The sequence below is a fragment of the Bacillus sp. REN3 genome, assembly GCF_017912555.1.
GTDB lineage: Bacteria > Bacillota > Bacilli > Bacillales > Cytobacillaceae > Mesobacillus.
The window spans coordinates 39,682-54,321 of record NZ_JAERSD010000004.1 but is presented as its reverse complement, the minus strand read 5'-3'; the positions used below and the strand labels follow the sequence as shown (position 1 = coordinate 54,321).

The window sequence follows — 14,640 nt, the reverse complement described above, 5'->3', positions numbered from 1 at the left end:
AAAAGGTAACGCAAGAGGTCTTCTCGTGCCCAAATCGTCTATCGTGAGGGCCGAAAGGTACCGCAAAGTCGTCTTTCGATCCCAATCGGGTTCCCTGGGAAGCCGAAAGGTAACGCAAGAGGTCTTCTCGTGCCCAAATCGTCTATCGTGAGGGCCGAAAGGTACCGCAAAGTCGTCTTTCGATCCCAATCGGGTTCCCGTGAGGGCCAAAAGGTAACGCAAGAGGTCTTCTCGTGCCCAAATCGTCTACCGTGAGAGCCAAAAGGTACCGCAAAGTCGTCTTTCGATCCCAAACGGGTTCCCGTGAGAGCCGAAAGGTACCGCAAGAGGTCTTCTCGTGCCCAAATCGTCTCCCGTGAGAGCCGAAAGGTACCGCAAAGTCGCCTTTCGATCCCAACCGTGCTCCCCTGAGGAGTCTGGCGTTTAACTTGTATATACAAATCGTATAATAACATGGGCGAAAACGAAACGAATTGGATCAGATCTGTGTCCAATTTTACATGTCCGTTTTTTAGTCTAACTTCAAATCGTGCCCAAAAGGGTTTTTGGACTGGCAAAAAGAGAACGAACGAGGTTAGATAGCGCCCATTAGGGCACACTTCGTTGATGTGAATAGGGAACTAACAAAAAATTGAGAGCCTCAAAGGCTCTCAATTTTTGTCTGCTTGAAAAATCAGGCAGGCTGTTTCTTTTAAGGCATTGAAAACCGATTACAAACTTGCTGTTAGTAAATTTTTTTAATCTATGAACGATCTCCTTCAAGTTTCATAAAATATGAGAGATGGAGGAGGGGAACTGATGGGGTAATCAGAACAGATGAATGGCTTAAGGCAGATATAAGCAATCCAAGGCAAATTTCCAAAAGACTCCTTGCTTATTTTGAAGGAACAGACAATCCTGTTGAAATTTATCATTATTTATCAAAGTTCGGGATTTACAAGCCGGGAGCCACTAGCAAAGGCATTTTTGAGGAATTGATGGCTCAGAGGATATGGGAGAAAACACAAGCAATCTATCAAAAATATAAAAAAGCGTGGAAGGGGCCAAAAATACCTATCTTCATTTTTCCGATGGATCATACGAATATTGGGTTAATGAAAGAGGGAAAAGGCAAGTCAGGGGTGTCCTTCAAGGATAAGCTATTTCTATTCTTGACACCGATGGACGACGAGAAGAAATTGGAAGCGCTGTTCGTCCATGAATACCATCACGTCTGCCGAATGAATGGCCAGAAAAAAAGAGTGGAGGATTATACGCTGCTTGATTCAATCATCCTCGAAGGGTTGGCTGAACACGCTGTTGCACGGCACTGCGGGGAAGCGTATACAGGTGAATGGAGCAAAAGGTTCACGAAGAAGGAGTTGGGCGGATACTGGAAAAGGTATTTTTCAGGGAATTTGTCCATGAGAAGAGAAAATCCATTGCATGACAGACTTTTGTTTGGTTTAGGAGGAAGGCCCAAACTATTAGGATATGCAATGGGCTATGAAATTATCACCCAATATCAACAGCAGGAAAATTTTTCTGAAAAAGCTTCGTTTCAAATGCCTTCTGAACAATTTATAAAAGACCTGAAATTTTAACTGATAAAAAACCCCGGATTTCCAGGGTTTTTTGTTATATTTTCCTATTCAGAAATTTCCCAATTGAAAAAAAGGTGTTGCAATTGTAATAAATTTGTAATAACATTTTAGTAAAATATTAAGAATTCCCAGAATATTTAATAATTACAATTAAGAAGGTGTATGAATGGACAATTATTCTATACATAAAGATTCACCTTTACTGGAAGTGAAAAACCTGGAAACGGCTTTTTTGATTGATGGGGAATACTATAACGCTGTTGATAAAGTCAGTTTCAAAGTTTTTCCCAGGCAAATCGTCGGGATTGTTGGCGAATCCGGCTGCGGTAAATCCGTCATGAGCCTGTCTGTCATGCAACTGCTTCCGAAAGGTATCGGCAAGGTGAGAGCTGGTGAAATCCTTTTTGAAGGAGCTCATCTTGAGAAGATGACTGACAAAGAGATGAACAAAATCCGCGGCAAGGATATTTCGATGATTTTCCAGGAACCGATGACATCGATGAACCCGGTATTCACAATCGGATTCCAGCTTCAGGAGGTACTGTTCAACCATACGGATATTTCTAAGGCCGAAGCCAGGCAAAAGAGCATTGCCTTATTGAAAAGCGTCGGCATCTCACGTCCTGAAAAAATCGTCGATGAATACCCGCATCAGTTGTCTGGCGGAATGAGGCAAAGGGTTATGATCGCAATGGCGATCGCCAACCAGCCTAAGCTGCTGATCGCAGATGAACCAACAACCGCACTTGATGTAACGGTTCAGGCGCAAATTCTTGAATTGCTCAAGAGCATCCAGGAAGTGAACGATATGTCCATCATCCTGATCACCCATGACCTCGGAGTAGTGGCGGAGATGTGCGATGAAGTAATCGTCATGTACGCGGGGAGGATTGTGGAGCGGGCAGACGTCGAAACGCTTTTCTACAATCCGAAACATCCCTATACGAAATTGATGATGGGCGCCATTCCGAAGATGGATGAAGAGAAAGAAGAACTAAGCTCGATCAAGGGGATTGTACCCTCGCTTAAGAACATGCCGGCAACCGGCTGCAGATTTGCCAATCGCTGTCCAAAAGCGATGCCGGAGTGTATGAAAGTCACCCCGATTCTCGGCGAAGTCGAAAATGGACATGATGTGGCGTGCCTTCTATATGAAGCAAGTATGCCAAAAGAAGGGGTCAAGGCATAATGGGCAATTCAACATTAAAAAATACAGAGAATTTACTGGAGATCAGGAATCTCAAAACCTACTATCCTGTGAAAGGCGGATTTTTCCGTCGGACAATCGGGAATGTCAAAGCGGTCGATGATATCACTTTCGAAATCAAGAAGGGGGAGACACTGGGACTTGTGGGCGAGTCGGGCTGCGGGAAATCAACAACCGGAAGGACCATCATCCGTCTCCTGAACGCAACGGACGGAGAAATCCTTTTTGAAGGAAAGGATATTACAAAGCTTCAAGGCAAAACCCTGCAGGCGATCCGCCAAGACATCCAGATGGTTTTCCAGGATCCTTATGCTTCATTGAACCCGATGCAAATGGTGGGGGACATCGTTTCCGAACCAATCAGGAATTTTAAAAGGGTGAACACCAAGGACCTGAAAGATGAAGTGATGGACTTGCTTACTAAAGTCGGACTTCCGGAAGATGCTTACTATAAGTACGCGCATGAATTTTCCGGTGGACAGAGACAGCGGATCGGCATCGCACGGGCACTAGCTCTGAGGCCGAAGCTGATCATCGCCGATGAGCCTGTTTCAGCGCTGGATGTTTCCGTCCAGTCACAGGTTCTCAATCTATTAAAAGAACTTCAGAAAGAATTTGACTTAACCTTCTTATTCATTGCACATGACTTAAGTGTCGTTAAGCATATGAGTGACCGGATTGGTGTTATGTACCTCGGCAATATCGTTGAGATCGCGGATCGCAACAGCATATATGCTGAGCCGCTCCACCCATATACCAAGGCTTTGATTTCAGCGATTCCAATGCCTGATCCGCGCAGGAAAAAAGAAAGGATCGTCCTGGAGGGAGATGTGCCAAGCCCATTGAATCCTCCAACAGGATGCCCATTCCATCCGCGCTGTCCGGCCGCGATGGCTGAATGTTCACAGACAAAGCCTGCCTTAAAGGAGGTGAAGCCGGGACATCAGGTTGCCTGCCACCTTTACTAGGGCAAATTTTTTAAGCAAATACAAATAAAATGGGGGAAAAAAAATGAAGAAACCTTTGCTTTGGCTTGCCATGCTTGTACTGGTTTTATCAACATTCCTTGCTGCCTGCAGCGGGAACGAATCAAAGAAATCTTCAAGTGACGGAAAAGACTCAGCTGCTGGAGAGCCGCAGGACGGCGGTACGCTAACCTACGCTCTTGATTCCGAGTTTAAGGGACTATTGAACTGGAATTTCTATGATGCAGATGGTGACGATGATATTATCCAGTTTTTTGATGATTCACTTATTGATTATGATGAGAACCTGAAGGCAAAGCCAAATATCGCCAGCTGGAAAACAGATGATAACAAGGTGTTCACCTTTACGTTTGAAAAAGGTGTTAAGTGGCACAACGGCGAGGAACTGACTGTCCATGACTGGGTATTCGCTATTGAAACAATCGCGAAGCTTGGCGGCGAGCACCAGCGTTGGTCCAATGTCAATACGATCCAGGGCGTAAAGGAATTCAACGAAAAGAAAGCGGACAAGATTTCCGGCCTTGAAGTCGTTGATGACTATACATTGAAAATTACGTTTGATAAAGCGCGTGTAAACAACCTTGAAAACGTGTGGGCATATCCTCTTTCCCGTAAGGAATTCGAAGGAATCGATCCAAAAGAAATGGCTGCATCTGAGCAAGTCCGCACTAAGCCTGTTGGAACTGGCCCATTCAAGGTAACAAAGGTTATACCTGGCGAGTCAGTAGAACTTGTTAGGAACGATGATTACTGGAAAGGAAAACCACACCTCGATAAGATTGTTATTAAAGTGATCGACAGCTCGTTGACGACTGGAGAATTAAAAAATGGAACAGTCGATATGACTCCATTCCACCCTACAGTCCTTCCGGAAATCGAAGCTTTGGATAACGTTGATGTTGTAAGGTATCCTGGCCTATCATACTACTATGTAGGATTCAAATTAGGTAAATACGATGGCAAGAAGAACGTTATGAACATTGAGAAATACCAAAACAAAGAACTTCGCCAGGCGATGCTGTATGCAATCGACCGCGAAGCTTGGGTAAAGGCATTCTTCAGTGGACTAGGAAAGCCATTGAACCGCCCGATCCCGACATCACACTGGATTGCCGCAGACAACAAAGACATGCCGGTCCAGTATGAACACGATCCTGAAAAAGCGAAGGAAATCCTTGATAAAGCAGGATATAAGGATAAAGATGGAGATGGCTTCCGCGAGGATCCAAACGGTAAGAAATTCACTGTCAAGTTCTCTCACTATGCTACAGGAAACCCAACTTTCGAAGCGCGTGCTAAAGCTCTGACTCAATATTGGGAAGAAGTTGGCTTGAAGTCTGAGCTTCAGATGACAGATGTTAATCTATATTATGATCAGCTTGAAAAAGATGACCCATCGCTTGAAGTTTTCTATGGCGGCTGGGGAACTGGTACAGATCCAGACCCACTTCCACTATGGGGTGTTGAGTCAGTATGGAACTATCCACGCTGGGTAAATGATGATGCTGAAAAGCTTTTGCAAGATGCTGTTGATATCGATGTGGTAGGTACTGATGTTGAAAAGCGCAAGCAGCTATACGCTGACTGGCAGAAGATCTTCAACGAAGAAGTCCCTGCACTTCCTATCGCAGAATTGGAAGAGGTCATGGCAATCAACAAGCGTGTTCAAGGTGTTAAACTAGATGTTTCCCAAGAGATTTATCCTCATGAGTGGTGGATCAAGCAATAAACGGCGCCACCCATTCAGTTAAGGAGAATGCATATGCTTAAATACAGTTTACGACGCATACTCGGCATGATTCCTATGCTTTTCCTTATCTCTGTTGTAGTGTTTTCCCTGGCAAAGCTTATGCCAGGGGATTCACTAAGCGGAGAAATCGATCCGAACAATACGGACCCGACATACATAGAAGAGATGCGGGAGAAGCTTGGTTACAATGACCCAGTTCACGTACAATACTTTACATGGATCACGAATTTTCTCCAGGGAGACTTCGGGAAATCAACCCGTTACCGGATCCCGGCAAGCGAAATTATCGCTGAAAGATTACCGAATACTCTCTTCCTCGGGTTCTCAAGTATTTTGATAACATACGTAATGGCTTTCATCATGGGGATATATGCAGGAAGGAAGCCATATACACTAGGTGATAATGTGATCGGTACAGCAAACTATATAGGGCTTGCGCTGCCATCATTTGTTGCAGGGGTGTTCGCCATTTATTTCTTCTCATTCAACTTAGGCTGGTTCCCTTCGAACGGGTCGGTTGATATTTCCGTCCAGGAAGGTTCGGCCGCTTACTGGTTCAGCAGGATCCACCACGTTTTCCTGCCAGCACTGGTTTTAGGTTTATTGAGCACTGCAAGCTATACGCAATTTTTGCGTAATGACATTATAGAAAACAGCCGCAAGGATTATGTCCGGACAGCAAGGGCAAAAGGGACACCAGAGAGCAAGATCTACAACAAGCATATTCTGCGGAATTCGATCATTCCTTTGATCACATTTCTAGGCTTTGATATCGTCGCCCTTATCAGCGGCGCAATCATTACAGAAACAATTTTTACCTATCCGGGAATAGGCCAGCTGTTCCTGAATTCAGTTACACAAAGGGATTATCCTGTCTTGATGACACTGACGTTGATGTTCTCGTTCCTGACGCTTATCGGGAACCTGGTTGCTGACGTACTATACGGCATCGTTGATCCAAGGATCAGGCTTGATTAAGGAGGAAGGTTATGGAAATCTCGACAGCAAAAAATACACAGATAAACCTTAAGCCGGAAAAAGGCTTGTCTCCTTGGGCCATCGCCCGCAGGAAGTTCCTCAAGAACAAATTGGCAATGACAAGCTTGATCTTTTTGATCTTCGTCAGCCTGTTATCATTTCTGGCTCCCTATATCACAACAATAGACATAACTAAAATCAATATCATGGATATGTCATTGAAGCCTTCAGCAGACCATTGGCTGGGAACGGATAAGAACGGTCGAGACGTATTCACGAGACTTCTTTACGGAGGAAGGGTCTCCTTGCTTGTAGGATTGAGCTGTACACTTTTCGTCATTTTGTTCGGAACGATTGTCGGTTCGATTGCCGGTTATTTCGGGGGATTCGTTGACAGCATGTTGATGAGGTTCACTGACTTTGTCCTGAACTTCCCATTCCTCGTATTCGTTATCGTTTTGTCTGCGATTTTCAACGGAAGGGTGAACGGTTTGGTCATCCTCATCATGGTGATCAGCCTCCTGAGCTGGGGCGGGGTTGCGAGGATTGTCCGAAGCAAAATCCTCGCTGAAAAGGAGAATGAGTACATCCTTGCTGCCATTTCAATCGGATGCTCCCCAATCAAGGTCATCGTCAAGCATTTGTTGCCGAACGTACTCTCGACCATCATTGTACAGGCGACAATCTTGTTTGCATCGATGATTGTCGCAGAAACTGGATTGAGTTTCCTTGGATTCGGTGTGCCGGCCGAGATTCCAAGCTGGGGCAACATGCTGGCATTCGCGAACGAACCAGATGTATTGCAAGGAAAACCATGGATCTGGATTCCGCCTGCCCTTGCCATCACCCTGACAATCCTCTCGATCAACTTCGTAGGTGAGGGATTGAAGGACGCATTGAACCCAAGGTCACGCCGTTAAAAAATCTACCACACAAAGGTAGGTTTTTTTTTTATTTCTTTAGGATTCTTTTAAGAGCGATCAAAACACTTATGACAGAAATTTGAGGATCAAACCTATCAGGAGAGTTTTCCAAAAGAATAAGAACGGAACTAGCCTAAATATTTCCCAACTCCGTTACGATCAAACAAAGGGACCAAGGAAACTTTTTCAGAGTGCTAGGATGTTTCATGCTAATAAGCATGAAACTATCAGGATCATCAGTTTCAGTAGAAAGCCAATTTCCTTGCTGCCTGTACTTTTTAACCGCTTTCTTTCATATATATTTAATAAATGGACAGGCCGAGGTGACCGTCGTGAACAGAAAAGAGATGCTCTCATGATTTTTAGACTGTTCATCTTGCTTATTGGCTTTGGACTGGCTGTCTCTGGCGGAATCAGCATGATAGCATATTTAAACATGATTACTGCCGGTTATGGGGCGAGGGAATATTTACTGTTCATCTCTAAGAAAATGGAATGTTATCTCCTTCCTGGTGGATTGGCACTGATCTGGATCAGCATTTATTTTCCGCAAAAGAAAGAATGAATCGATCTTCCAATGCAGGAATAATTTTACTAACCACTGCCCATACTGATGGACAAATAGTTTCTTGAAGTGAGGGGTTAGAATTCATGTTGTATCTTCATGATGTCTGGGTGAATTGGTTTGAGGGTGAAGAGAATGGTTATAATGTTTGCCACTTCCATGAATGGCGGAAAGAAGACGGAGTTGAACTTTTGGATCAAGTCCCACTGCTGAAAATTGACCATCTTCTATTCAATTATATCGAAAACGATCTGGCGGAGCTGCCACAGCAACTTCTCGATGATATTTACCGAAAGGCATACTTGCGGAAGAACCATGAACGAACCCAGCTTGACTATTGCTTTGTCGTCTCGGACGGATTCGGCATTCTCGCAGTAGATACAATCGGGTATAATATTCCAATCCGAAAAAGCAGATTGATTCCCCGGCAGGAGCAGCTGGTATACGAGATGATGGAAAGTCAGGAAGTGATTCACTACAAATTCAATGATCAGAGCGGACTGAAGGGTTTCCATATCCTGTCGCCATCGCCCGACCTGATGAGAGGATTGACGCGCAAGGAAAGGCAATTGAAGCAGTTGCTGTTCATGGCGATGGACCAGCTGAGATCGTCGAAAAATGCAGCAGAGGTCCGCTATTGGTTCACGGAATGGAAGCCGGAATTGTATGAAGAAATCCAGCAGCTTAGCTTTGAGCAGGTTTGGCTCCAGCTTTTCGATGAGACAAAATTCGGATGGTCAAGAAAGCATGAGCAGTTCTGTGAAAACTTGATAAAAGGCCAGGCGTTCTTTGAAAAACTGTGGGAAATCGAACATGGGCCAAAAGTAAATTAAAGGAGCTGACATCATCAGCTCCTTTTTTATGTGGCTATCGGCGTTTGCGCCCGAGCCCCATCGCATTTTCCATTTTTCCGAGCATCTTGCTGGCCACACGGTTCGCTTTTTCAGCACCGTGATCAAGAATTTCGTCCAGCTCAGGGGAATCGACCAACTCATGGTATTTTTTCTGGATTGGCGAAATAACATCAATGACAACCTGTGCCAGGTCACTCTTAAAATCTCCATATCCTTTTCCATTATATAATTTCTCGATGTCAGCAATCGACTTGCCTGATAAAATTGAATAGATTGAAAGCAGGTTTGAAACCCCCGGCTTATTCTCTTTATCGTATTTGACGATGCCCTCAGAATCGGTCACAGCGCTTTTGATCTTCTTTTCGATTTGCTTAGGCTCATCAAGCAAGGAAATGAAAGCCTTGCTGTTTGGATCAGATTTGCTCATCTTTTTCAATGGGTCCTGGAGTGACATGATCCGTGAGCCAACTTTGGCGATCCTTACATCAGGTATGGTGAATATATCATTGTATTTTTTATTGAAGCGCTCTGCCAAGTCCCTCGTCAATTCCAAATGCTGCTTCTGATCTTCGCCAACCGGTACAAGATCAGTGCTGTACAGCAGGATATCCGCTGCCATCAATGGTGGATAGGTTAAGAGCCCGGCAACAACACCCTCCTTGCCCGCAGACTTGTCTTTGAATTGAGTCATCCGTTCAAGCTCCCCGATATAAGCAACACATTGCAGCATCCATCCGGCCTGGGCGTGTGCAGGGACTTCGGATTGTATGAACAATGTTACCTTTTCAGGGTCAATGCCCGACGCGATATATAAAGCTGCCAGGCTTTGGATGTTTTTGCGCAGCTGAAGCCGGTCCTGAGGGACAGTAATCGCATGCTGATCAACGATGCAAAAATAGCAATTGTATTCATCCTGCAGTTCCGTAAACTGCCTCATTGCACCAATATAATTCCCAAGCGTGATGGTTCCGCTTGGCTGGATGCCGGAAAAAATGGTTTGCATAAAAACGCCTCCTATAACTTATAACTTAAGAAATATAAAAAAGACCACCCATCCCAACTAAAAGTAGGGACGAATGGTCCGTGTTGCCACCCTAATTACTCAATGAAGAGTCACTCTGCCCATGCAATCAAGCATGGATTCCTTTAACGCAGGGTTACGCCTGAATCTACTGATGTTCGAAACAGGGGCTCAAAAGTCCATTCCAAATGCCTGGCTGTTTGTTCCCACCACCCACAAACTCTCTGGAAAGCCATCAACAAATGTACTACTCTTCATCATAGCCTTTAATCACGATCATATTACCAAAATTATAAAGAATTTCCCCATATTAAGCAACCTGCAGGATATTATAGATAATAGAAATACAGCCCTGCTAGCATGAGCGAGAAGTTTGCCGCACCGATAACGGCGATCGGGTGCGGGTTGAATGTGACCATTGCCGAAAGCGGGGTCATTTCATGGATTGATTTTTTCTTCCCGTTTTTTTCAGAAGCAGTGAAAACAGCACGGAAAGAGTAGGACATCGCGTCAAAAAATCCTGAGTTCACCGTAATCACGAGCAAGTAGGTGAAAATCAGTGCACTTGAAATGTAAAAGGAAATATTTACATAGGAAAGCAGTGATATTTTTTCATAATAGAGCAAAGAGAGTGCCAGAACGGCAAGCTGTGACCCAAAGAAACCGTAAAAAACTGTTAATTTTCTTTTGTCCATCGTCTTCTTTTCACCCTTGAAAAGTTATTTTATGAAAGCTATTTCTTCAAAATCAAAGCAGCACTTCCATTCCATTTTACGATTAAAGAGTGTTGCTAAAAAGCGAAGAAATGCTTATAAGTCATCATTATATCACAACTTGGGCAAGATAATTATTACCATTGTTTCAAACATGTTAATTTTTTATCCGAAAAATATTGAACTTTTTTTTCCCAATATGTATAATAGTGAATGTAAAAAGTTTTCAGAAAACAACAAAAAAGAGGGGGCAAACAATTGAAAAAGTCAAAATTTTCATTGCTTTTAGTTCTAACTCTAGTATTCTCTCTTTTCCTGTCTGCTTGCAGCGGCGGGGACGGAGGAAAAGACAAGGATGGAGCTAAGGGTGACAATGAAGGAAAATCTGATGTACCACAAGAATTAAGAATGCTTGATTCTTCTGAAATCCCAACGATGGACACCGTCCTAGCTGAAGGATCCACAAGCTTCACTTACATAAACAACGTGGGTGAAGGCCTATATCGTCTTGACCAGGACCACAAGCCTGTACCTGCTCTCGCCGATGGCAAGCCTGAAATCAGCGAAGACAAGACTGTCTATACTTTCAAACTTCGTGACTCCAAGTGGTCCAACGGTGACCCTGTAACAGCGCACGACTTCGTGTTTGCCTGGAAGCGCGCAATCGATCCTGAAACTGCTTCTCCATATGGCCCTTACATGATGGGCGGAAAGATCAAGAACGCTGAGAAAATCACCCAGGCGGCAGCTGACAAGAAGCCTTACGATGTAAATGAGTTAGGTGTTGAAGCTGTTGACGACAAAACGCTCAAAGTAACTCTTGAAAAGCCGGTTGTATATTGGGAAGACCTGTTCGCTTTCCCAACATTCTATCCGCAGAACGAAAAGTTCTATAAAGAAAAAGGCGATGCTTTCGCCAGCAGTGCTGAAAACTTACTTTACAACGGACCATTCAAGATGACAAAGTGGGAAGGCACTGATGCGACTGAGTGGGTCCTTGAAAAGAACGAAAACTACTATAATGCTGATAAAGTAAAACTTGAAAAGATCACTGTTAACGTTGTTAAAGATTCAAACTCTGCTGTCAACGCATTCGAAGCTGATGAAACTGATATGACAGGATTGCTTTCTTCTGATATCGTTCCTCAGTACGAAGGTGACGACCGCATGGTTAGCTGGTTAGAGCCAACTGTATTCTGGATCAAGATGAACCAGAAGAGCGAAGCGCTTGCCAATAAGAACATCCGTGCAGCTATCGCCCAGGGCTTCAACAAAGAAGACCTTGCTGCGAGCATCCTGAACAATGGATCTGTCGCTGCTAACTATTTCGTACCAAAAGATTTCGTTAAACTCGACGGTGAAGATTTCCGTGAAAAGAACGGTGACCTGATCAAATTCGATGCTGATGCAGCGAAGAAAGCATGGGAAACTGGACTTAAGGAACTTGGTGTAGATAAGCTTGAGATTCGTTACCTTGGTGGCGACACTGAAGCAGCGAAGAAAACAGACGCTTACATCAAGAACCAGCTTGAAAAGAACCTTCCTGGCTTGACTGTTAAGCTTGAAAGTGTTCCTTTCGCAGTACGCCTGGAGCGTGACAACGCTATGGATTATGATCTGCAGTTTGCCGGCTGGGGCCCAGACTATGGTAACGCGTTATCATTCACGGACCTTTGGATCACAAACGGCGGAAGCAACAGAATGGGTTATACTAATCCAAAATATGATGAGCTGATCAAGAAAGCGCAAGGAGAACTTGCTACTGACGAAAAAGCAAACTGGGAAGCTCAGCAGGAAGCAGAAAGAATCATGCTTGAGGAGGACTTCGGTCTGGCACCTGTTTACCAGCGCGCGGCTAATATCCTTCTTAACCCTAAGGTTAAAGGTCTTGCGATCTATAACTATGGACCTGACTATTCATTCCAGTGGGTAACAATCGAAGGCGAATAATAGATTATTAACGTTTCTTATTTCAGAGTTTCATGATTCTGAGGAGAGAAAAGAGAGTATATTTAGGTATACTCTCTTTTTCCCTGTATGGGATTTGTCGAACAATAGGGAAAATTGAAATAATATAGGAGGTGCACACATATGGGAAAATACCTGCTAAAAAGGTTTCTTTATATGTTTTTAACCCTTTTCATCATCGCGTCCCTGACTTTTTTCTTAATGAAAATCATCCCGGGTACGCCTTTTGCCAGCGCAGCTAAATTGCCACCTTCCCAATTAGCGATCATGAAGGCTAAATACGGCCTGGACCAGCCTGTTCCAGTGCAGTACGCTAAATATATTGGCAACTTGCTTAAAGGTGATCTGGGAATATCTTTCCAATTCAATAACACACCTGTTAGCGAATTGATGTTCAAGCGTTTGGGTCCATCTGCCCAGCTTGGTGCCCAGGCGATGGTGCTGGGATCATTGATTGGACTTGTACTCGGAGTGTTTGCGGCTTTAAGGCAGAATACCTGGGTGGATTATGGTTCAACATTCATTGCAGTGTTGGGAAAATCGATCCCGAACTTCGTTTTTGCAGGTTTGCTGCAATACTTCGTAGGTGTCAAGCTAGGATGGTTCCCGGTATTATTCTGGAAAGGACCGGAGTACACAGTTCTCCCTACGATCGCATTATCGATGTTCCCAATTGCAATTGCGGCCCGTTTTATGAGGACCGAAATGATCGAGGTATTGAGTTCCGATTATATACTCCTTGCGAAGGCGAAGGGGGCAAGCTTCTTTGAAATTGCCTTCAAGCATGCAATGAGAAATGCCTTGATTCCCCTTGTGACAGTGCTTGGACCGCTTGCGATTTCACTGATGACCGGTTCACTTGTTATTGAGAAAATTTTTGCGATTCCAGGTCTTGGTGAACAATTCGTAAAATCCATTACGGTAAATGATTACCCTGTAATCATGGGAACAACCATCCTATTTGCGTTTTTATTTGTTGTCATCATCCTTGTGGTTGACATTCTATATGGCATCATCGATCCACGCATCAGGCTGTCAGGAGGGAATAAGTAATGGCTGAAATGGAAGCGAAAATTTCAAAGGATCGTTTTAGGCCGGCAGTCATCGATTCGGCTAAAAGCGAAGAAATCAACAAGCCTAGCTTAACCTTTTGGCAGGACGCCTGGATGCGCGTCCGCAAGAATAAAGGGGCGTTAGTAAGCTTGATTGTGATGGGGTTCATTGTCATCATGGCTTTTGTCGGCCCATTGATTAGCGGCAAGGAATTCGATACACAAAACGTAAGGCATAATAATCTTCCGCCAAGGGTCCAGGGACTCGAGAATATCAGTTGGCTGCCATTTGACGGCACTAAGGTAAACAAGGCCGGAAAAGAAATCAATATTTATGAGCAGAAGAAAGTTGATGAATATTATTGGTTTGGTACAGACGCGCTTGGACGTGACTTGTTCACACGCGTTTGGAAAGGTACGCAAATCTCTTTATATATCGCTTTGCTTGCGGCAGTCATCGATATGATTATTGGTGTTGCTTATGGGGCAATTTCTGGATATTTTGGCGGTCGCCTGGACAATGTGATGCAAAGGATCACAGAAGTTCTGGTCGGTATCCCGACAATGATTGTAGTGATTTTGATGATCCTTGTTCTGAAGCCAGGGATCATATCAATAACTGTCGCGCTAACGATAACTGGCTGGGTCGGTATGGCCCGTGTTGTTCGTGCCCAGGTCCTGAAGCTGAAAGAACAGGAATTCGTGCTTGCTTCAAAAACTTTGGGCAATTCCAATATGAAAATCATTGCGAAGCATTTGCTTCCTAACCTTGCGGGTGTCATTATCATCAACACGATGTTTACGATCCCGAATGCTATTTTCTTTGAAGCATTCCTAAGTTTCATTGGCCTTGGGCTGCAGGACCCATTGGCATCTTTGGGTACTTTGATCGATGAAGGCTTCAAAGTCCTGAGGTTACACCCACATGAGATGATAGCACCAGCGATTGTCATCAGTTTAATCATGATCACTTTCAATATGCTGGCAGACGGATTGCGTGATGCGCTGGATCCGAAAATGCGTGATTAAGGGCAGGTGAA

At 44.2% G+C, this 14,640-nt stretch carries 13 protein-coding genes and 1 other annotated feature; of the genes, 11 read left to right on the top strand and 2 right to left on the bottom strand.

All coding sequences use genetic code 11. The features are described from left to right. Positions 1-977 precede the first annotated feature (977 nt). The 8 genes from JJQ88_RS04655 (at position 978) to JJQ88_RS04620 (ending at position 8,825) form a co-directional block, all read left to right on the top strand. On the top strand, positions 978-1,583 hold the full coding sequence (locus tag JJQ88_RS04655) for a DUF2268 domain-containing putative Zn-dependent protease (RefSeq protein ID WP_210364575.1): 606 nt from the start codon (positions 978-980) through the stop codon (positions 1,581-1,583). A 166-nt stretch (positions 1,584-1,749) separates the two neighbouring features. Beyond that, on the top strand, positions 1,750-2,772 hold the full coding sequence (locus tag JJQ88_RS04650; protein WP_210364574.1) for an ABC transporter ATP-binding protein: 1,023 nt from the start codon (positions 1,750-1,752) through the stop codon (positions 2,770-2,772). Beyond that, positions 2,772-3,758 carry an ABC transporter ATP-binding protein gene (locus JJQ88_RS04645; protein ID WP_210364573.1) on the top strand — a complete coding sequence of 329 codons (987 nt, stop codon included), beginning with the start codon at positions 2,772-2,774 and terminating at the stop codon, positions 3,756-3,758. Before JJQ88_RS04650 ends, JJQ88_RS04645 begins: the two co-directional genes overlap by 1 nt. Before the next feature lie 43 nt (positions 3,759-3,801). After that, positions 3,802-5,505, top strand: a complete 1,704-nt coding sequence (opp4A, locus tag JJQ88_RS04640; RefSeq protein ID WP_210364572.1) for an oligopeptide ABC transporter substrate-binding protein — start codon at positions 3,802-3,804, stop codon at positions 5,503-5,505. 33 nt (positions 5,506-5,538) lie between these two features. Further along, the gene (gene opp4B, locus JJQ88_RS04635) at positions 5,539-6,504 is read left to right on the top strand and encodes an oligopeptide ABC transporter permease (protein ID WP_210364571.1); all 966 of its coding nucleotides are present in this window, start codon (positions 5,539-5,541) and stop codon (positions 6,502-6,504) included. An 11-nt stretch (positions 6,505-6,515) separates the two neighbouring features. Then, positions 6,516-7,424: an oligopeptide ABC transporter permease gene (opp4C, locus tag JJQ88_RS04630; RefSeq protein WP_210364570.1), complete on the top strand. Its 909-nt coding sequence runs from the start codon at positions 6,516-6,518 to the stop codon at positions 7,422-7,424. A 358-nt stretch (positions 7,425-7,782) separates the two neighbouring features. Beyond that, positions 7,783-7,992, top strand: a complete 210-nt coding sequence (locus tag JJQ88_RS04625) for a YuzI family membrane protein (protein WP_210364569.1) — start codon at positions 7,783-7,785, stop codon at positions 7,990-7,992. A gap of 86 nt (positions 7,993-8,078) precedes the next feature. Beyond that, entirely contained in the window at positions 8,079-8,825 is a 747-nt protein-coding gene (locus tag JJQ88_RS04620) for a YjbA family protein (RefSeq protein WP_210364568.1), read from the top strand. A 34-nt stretch (positions 8,826-8,859) separates the two neighbouring features. On the opposite strand, the gene trpS is transcribed toward JJQ88_RS04620, so the two are convergent. Together trpS and JJQ88_RS04610 are read right to left on the bottom strand one after the other, a co-directional pair. After that, on the bottom strand, positions 8,860-9,849 hold the full coding sequence (gene trpS / locus JJQ88_RS04615; protein ID WP_210364567.1) for a tryptophan--tRNA ligase: 990 nt from the start codon (positions 9,847-9,849) through the stop codon (positions 8,860-8,862). A 62-nt stretch (positions 9,850-9,911) separates the two neighbouring features. Further along, positions 9,912-10,137: a binding site (T-box leader), on the bottom strand. A gap of 59 nt (positions 10,138-10,196) precedes the next feature. After that, entirely contained in the window at positions 10,197-10,562 is a 366-nt protein-coding gene (locus JJQ88_RS04610) for a DUF3899 domain-containing protein (RefSeq protein ID WP_210364566.1), read from the bottom strand. A 276-nt stretch (positions 10,563-10,838) separates the two neighbouring features. Between JJQ88_RS04610 and JJQ88_RS04605 the strand changes: the two genes are divergently transcribed. The 3 genes from JJQ88_RS04605 (at position 10,839) to opp3C (ending at position 14,629) form a co-directional block, all read left to right on the top strand. Further along, positions 10,839-12,530: a peptide ABC transporter substrate-binding protein gene (locus JJQ88_RS04605; RefSeq protein WP_210364565.1), complete on the top strand. Its 1,692-nt coding sequence runs from the start codon at positions 10,839-10,841 to the stop codon at positions 12,528-12,530. Positions 12,531-12,671: 141 nt separating this feature from the next. Further along, positions 12,672-13,601, top strand: coding sequence for an oligopeptide ABC transporter permease (opp3b, locus tag JJQ88_RS04600; RefSeq protein ID WP_210364564.1), 930 nt, complete (start codon positions 12,672-12,674; stop codon positions 13,599-13,601). Continuing rightward, on the top strand, positions 13,601-14,629 hold the full coding sequence (opp3C, locus tag JJQ88_RS04595; protein WP_210364563.1) for an oligopeptide ABC transporter permease: 1,029 nt from the start codon (positions 13,601-13,603) through the stop codon (positions 14,627-14,629). Before opp3b ends, opp3C begins: the two co-directional genes overlap by 1 nt. The last annotated feature ends 11 nt before the right edge of the window (positions 14,630-14,640 follow it).